The organism is Streptomyces botrytidirepellens (assembly GCF_003721215.1).
In the GTDB taxonomy this organism is placed as follows: domain Bacteria; phylum Actinomycetota; class Actinomycetes; order Streptomycetales; family Streptomycetaceae; genus Streptomyces; species Streptomyces himastatinicus.
In genome coordinates, this window is the sequence record NZ_RIBZ01000146.1 from 1 (window position 1) to 4679 (window position 4679).

The 4679-nt window shown below is 68.8% G+C and carries 5 protein-coding genes; all 5 read left to right on the plus strand.

Annotated features, from left to right (window positions below; all coding sequences use genetic code 11):
• Nucleotides 1–864 precede the first annotated feature (864 nt).
• The 5 genes from EEJ42_RS52685 to EEJ42_RS10895 all read left to right on the plus strand — a co-directional run bounded on the left by EEJ42_RS52685 (nt 865) and on the right by EEJ42_RS10895 (nt 4639).
• The gene (locus EEJ42_RS52685; protein ID WP_246096342.1) at nt 865–1368 is read left to right on the plus strand and encodes a hypothetical protein; all 504 of its coding nucleotides are present in this window, start codon (nt 865–867) and stop codon (nt 1366–1368) included.
• On the plus strand, nt 1365–1667 hold the full coding sequence (locus EEJ42_RS52690; RefSeq protein ID WP_246096344.1) for a DUF4097 family beta strand repeat-containing protein: 303 nt from the start codon (nt 1365–1367) through the stop codon (nt 1665–1667). Before EEJ42_RS52685 ends, EEJ42_RS52690 begins: the two co-directional genes overlap by 4 nt.
• Before the next feature lie 327 nt (nt 1668–1994).
• Nucleotides 1995–2324, plus strand: a complete 330-nt coding sequence (locus EEJ42_RS10885) for a hypothetical protein (protein WP_246096346.1) — start codon at nt 1995–1997, stop codon at nt 2322–2324.
• A 206-nt stretch (nt 2325–2530) separates the two neighbouring features.
• Entirely contained in the window at nt 2531–3109 is a 579-nt protein-coding gene (locus EEJ42_RS10890) for a hypothetical protein (RefSeq protein ID WP_123099750.1), read from the plus strand.
• Nucleotides 3110–3427: 318 nt separating this feature from the next.
• Nucleotides 3428–4639 (plus strand): DNA cytosine methyltransferase, encoded by a 1212-nt coding sequence (locus EEJ42_RS10895; protein ID WP_281291427.1) that lies wholly within the window; start codon nt 3428–3430, stop codon nt 4637–4639.
• Nucleotides 4640–4679 lie beyond the last annotated feature (40 nt).

Consider the following 4679-nt stretch of genomic DNA (forward strand, 5'->3'; position numbering starts at 1 on the left):
CATACGCAGCCTCGGGAGCAACCCGCATCGTGCCCAACCCTCCACCGGCCGGAGAAGCCCTGATCTTCGACGACCACAACGAGCCGGAGATTGACCTACATCTGCGGCAACCAGTGGGCCCGGCCGCACTAGAGTCATTGCATCCAGGCTGCCGCACACGGACTCTCGCCCGCGGCCGATGCGCCTGGCACCTCCTCGGCCGCAGGCACAGCGCAGCTGCTGCTCGTCACGGCCGACGACGTTCCCTTCGGTGGGGGAGGCCGAGCCCGAGCACGACGGACGCATCGAGCCTTACATCACCGCCTACGTCCACGCCGACCACGTGGACACCGCCGTGCAACCCCACGCCCCTTGGGCCGTCCTCAGCCAGCTGGCAGGAGACGGCACTTTGGCGTTGCCCCGCCTCCAGGGTGCAGCACCCGCCCACCGTCGCGCGTGACCGCCCGGCGCTGCACAGGCCCGCAGGAGCGGTTGGCCCCGTCCCGCAGGACGGACCTGCCAGACAACGGTCCGAGACATCGGTTCCGCACACCGGGATGTCTCCCAGCCTGCCCGCCCGCCTACACGCTGACCTGCGCAGAATGCCCGGAAAACGGGACGGCTGCGGAGCCTTGAGGCCGAGCCTGCGGCCGTGGCTGCGGCGCTAACCCTCCGCCCCGCCACAGTCCTCCTGGCCCCGCCGAACAAGGGCCACCGCAACTTGCCCGGCCCCTCCAAGGGCCGGACCCCGGCGCGCGGGCTGGCCACGGCCTGGCGCGCCCCCTACCTGCCAGGGAGACCCACGAGCTGACAAACTTCGAGCTCGTCAAGCGCGGCGCCCAGCAGCCCACGGCCCAGGTCAGGTCCCAGCCCGCGGACCAGACGATGCTCGCCGAAGCAGCCAAGAACGGCGTCGAGCCACTGAACACCTTCACCGGGGATGACCAGCAGCCCGGCCCCGTTCTGGCCACCGTCACAGCCCAGGACGCCACCCTGTGGACCGTTGTCGACGCCTCCCTCTCCGTGCCGACGGTGCGCGTGTACTGCACCGACCCGAAGAGCCCGTACGCCCAGGCCGCCCGCGAGACCCGCATCCAGCACAACGGCAACCAGCTGACCGTCACCGTGCCCCGCATCACGACATCGTCACGGACCGTCCGCCACGGCAACCGCACCTACACCTCGGTGTCGGGCAACTCCTACTTCTACAGCTCCACCGGCGACATGTACATCAACGATTCCGGCGTCACCGTCAACAGCGGCCATCAGGGCATCGAGATCGAGCTTCTGCTGCCGTCCGGATCCGCTCTGAGCAGCAACACCAGCTCTGGCAGCGTCCACGCCTTCGGCCACCTGCCGCGAAGATCGACTCCGCCTCTGGATCGGTGAACCTGGCGAGCGCGGGCCGTGCCCAGATCCAGGCCGCCTCGGGGGCCGTGCAGGTTGGCACGATCACCGAGCGGATCGACATCGACGCCGCGTCCGGATCGGTCAAGGTCAGCCAGCACAGTGGCCAGCACGCTCGCGTACGCGCCGCATCCGGGCCCGTCACCTTCACGATCGCCGCCCAGGCCAGCGGCATCGTCGACGTCCACACAGCCTCCAACTCGATCACGCTGCACGGCTCGCAGCGACCCGACATGACCATCACAGCCAAGTCTGCCTCCGGATCCGTCCGCCGCCTCTGACCGCCTCACGCCTCCACTGACTGCAGCCCCTTCCCTGGGCCCGCCCCGACTGCACTCCGGCCGAGGCGGGCCGAGCTGTCTGAACGAGCCGCCCTTCTACCCCAATGGTCAACCCTCGCTCTGACCAGCGGACTTCATTGCTTCCGGGCCTGCTCCCTGTCACGCCAGCCGGGAGCAGGCCCGCCGCAGACAGTCCGACCCACTCGCCGGCCTTTACTCGGCGACCGCCCGAGCCTGGCAGACTGCTACCACCGAACGCACCCCNCCCGAGCCTGGCAGACTGCTACCACCGAACGCACCCCGTTGTTCCACGGCACCTGTGTCCGAGTGCAACTGGACCGCAACCGCTACGAAACCCGCGTTGCCGCTCCCGACCGCGATGAGGCAGACGGCCAGAACCTAGCGGCAGCCCAGTTCTACCCCTCCCACGATGACGGACAGTGGCTCACCGGCTGGATCGTCTCCGCCAGGAGCAGCGACCACTACAGCGAGCCCATCGCCAGCAGGGACGAGGCACTGAAGCTCCTGCACGAAGTCACCCGAGCCGAAAGCGCCCTGCTCCGCCGCCCACAGATCTACCCGCAGGTTCCGCCCGTGGCCCATGAGCAAATTCGCCGCGACTTCCCAGAGACGCGCCAGCTCAGCGGAAGCGGATGAGCTGCTGAGCCAGGCCGCCTGACCGGCTTCCCCGAGCCCGTCTCGTCGCCGAACCCGCGGCGGCTCGGGCCCGTCGCCATCTTCGGGGTGTTGCTCGGCTAGCCCTGCTCCACGTCACGATCCGTCCACCGCCGCGCCTTGGGCTCCACCTCGCCTTCCCCGGCACGGCACAGCCGACGCACTCCCCACGACTGGAGACACTGATCGTGACCCCCGAAGCTGCCGACTGGGTTCTCTCGCACATCGGATTCACCCTCGCCGTCTACGCCGTGCTCCGCACTCCCCGCCCTGCCACCGACGCGGACGAGTTCACCGCTCTCAACGTCGACGACAACCGCCACCTCCTCGGCGCCCCGGACCCCGACCAGGACACCGGCATCCGCAAGGCCCTGAGCGCTCTCGCAGAGCGGCGGCGCGCCGACGCCCGGCAGGTCGAGCACAACCGCGTACACATCCTCGGCCGGGACCCGGTCCCGCCCATCTGCATCGGTCACACGGCCCCCGACACGTACATCGTCCACGTCCGCTGTTCCTGTCCGCAGGTCGAAGGCCTCGCCGCACACTTCGAGCACGTCTCCCAGGCGGCAGCTGACTGGCTCGATGAGATCCCCACAACCCCCTGGAAGTTCTGCCCCACCTCACCGACCCGCGTCACCGGCCCCAGTGGAAGCGGTCGTCTCACCAGGACCCTCCGCAACGCCGAGGGCGCGGCCGTGGTGGAGCTCCAACACGCAGACGGACACCGCGAAGCCGTTGCCCTCGCCGAAGTGAGCGACCTGGACTGAGATCCAAGCCGTATCCGTCCACCAATCCTCCACACACCGGCCCCGTCCTCGTGCGCACCACTGCCACGAGGCGGGGCCGCTGCCTGTCCACCTGGCCCGGTCTGTTGCCGTCGCGTTGCCCGTGCTGCCGGGCGCCATCCACGGGGCTCGCCACCTGTGGCGGTAGTTGTGGGGCTAGATCTGCCGTTCCACAAGGTGCCGTCACTGCCCGGCCAACCCCCTCCCCGTCTGGCTCCGGGCTCTCAACTCCCGGTCTGGAAGGAACTTCTGGCGATGACGGCAGCAACAACTCCGCAGGCGGCGAAGACAGCGGGCCCCCTGGCGGACTTCACACACACATCGGTTCACTTCTTCACAGGCGGCAACGGGGACATGCTCGGCTTCGCCCAAGCCGGGTATCTGTCCCTGTACGCCGCGAACCACCACCCAGCCTCGTGCGCAACTGCCCGCATCAATTTTCCGGGCCTGTTCGTGAACCCGGCCGACGTGCAGACCATCGACATGCGCTGCGTGCCCTCCGCCCAGGTACTGGTCGCGTCGCCGATCTGCACCGAGGCGTCCCCCGCAGGCGGCAAGACCGCCCCCCGCAAGGCCGTGGAACTGGATGAGAACGGCCGCCCGAAGCCGGGCCCGGACTGGCCGCAGACCCGCATCACCATGTGGGAACCCGTCCGCTACGCCGAAGTCCACCGACCTCTGGCCTACGTCGGCGAGAACGTCGCACAGTTCGGTACCTCCACGCTGTTCAAGGCATGGCTACAGGTGTGGGAAGCCCTCGGCTACACCCCGGTCATCGCCTCGGTAAACGCCGCGCACCTGAAGGTCGACGGCATTCCTCCGCTGCCGCAGTCCCGGGACCGGGTGGTGTGGTGCTTCCTGCGCAACGACGTCGCGGAGACGCACGGCCTGCCCGACCTCCGGCCGACCTGCGACGCGATGTGCCCCACCTGCGGCCCGGTCGAGGGCATCCAGCACTGGAAGAAGAACCCCGACTTCCCCGTCGGCGAATACGGTCGCGAGAACCGCCAGTACTACTACGTGTGCCCCAACCCCCGCTGCAAAGCCTACGTTGAGCCAGTCACCCGCGGGATCGGCGACGTCATCGATCCGAGCGTGCGCGGGGACAGGTTCGGCGACGGCTACTTCGATCACTTCAAGGGCGCCTACAAACCCTATGTGCAGGCCACGCGCGACCGTGTCGCCACCGGTCTGGAGAGGTACCGCGGCAAACCGTTCATCGTCACCCTGCGCAACCACTGCTCGGCCAGCTCACTGGATGCTCCAATCGGCACGCTCACCGCGAAGGGCGGCGGCCACCACTACCTGGCACGCCCGACCGCAGAGCTGAGCATCGACGAGTGCGAGTACCGGCCGCTGACCATCCGAGAGAAAGCCCGAGCCCAAGGATTCCCCGACGACCACATCTTCGCTGGGGATGAGGACGACCAGCGTCTCCAGGTCGGCAATGCGGTTCCCGTCAACGTCGCGACCTGGCTCGCCCGGCGCGTCAAAGCCGTCCTACCCCACTGACCCGCCCCTGGCAGCTCGCCCACTCCCCACCGCCCCCGCG

Bases quoted from the DNA above. Each gene is read 5' to 3' on its own strand.
- EEJ42_RS52685 (WP_246096342.1), top strand. From the start codon at position 865: ATGCTCGCCGAAGCAGCCAAGAACGGCGTCGAGCCACTGAACACCTTC.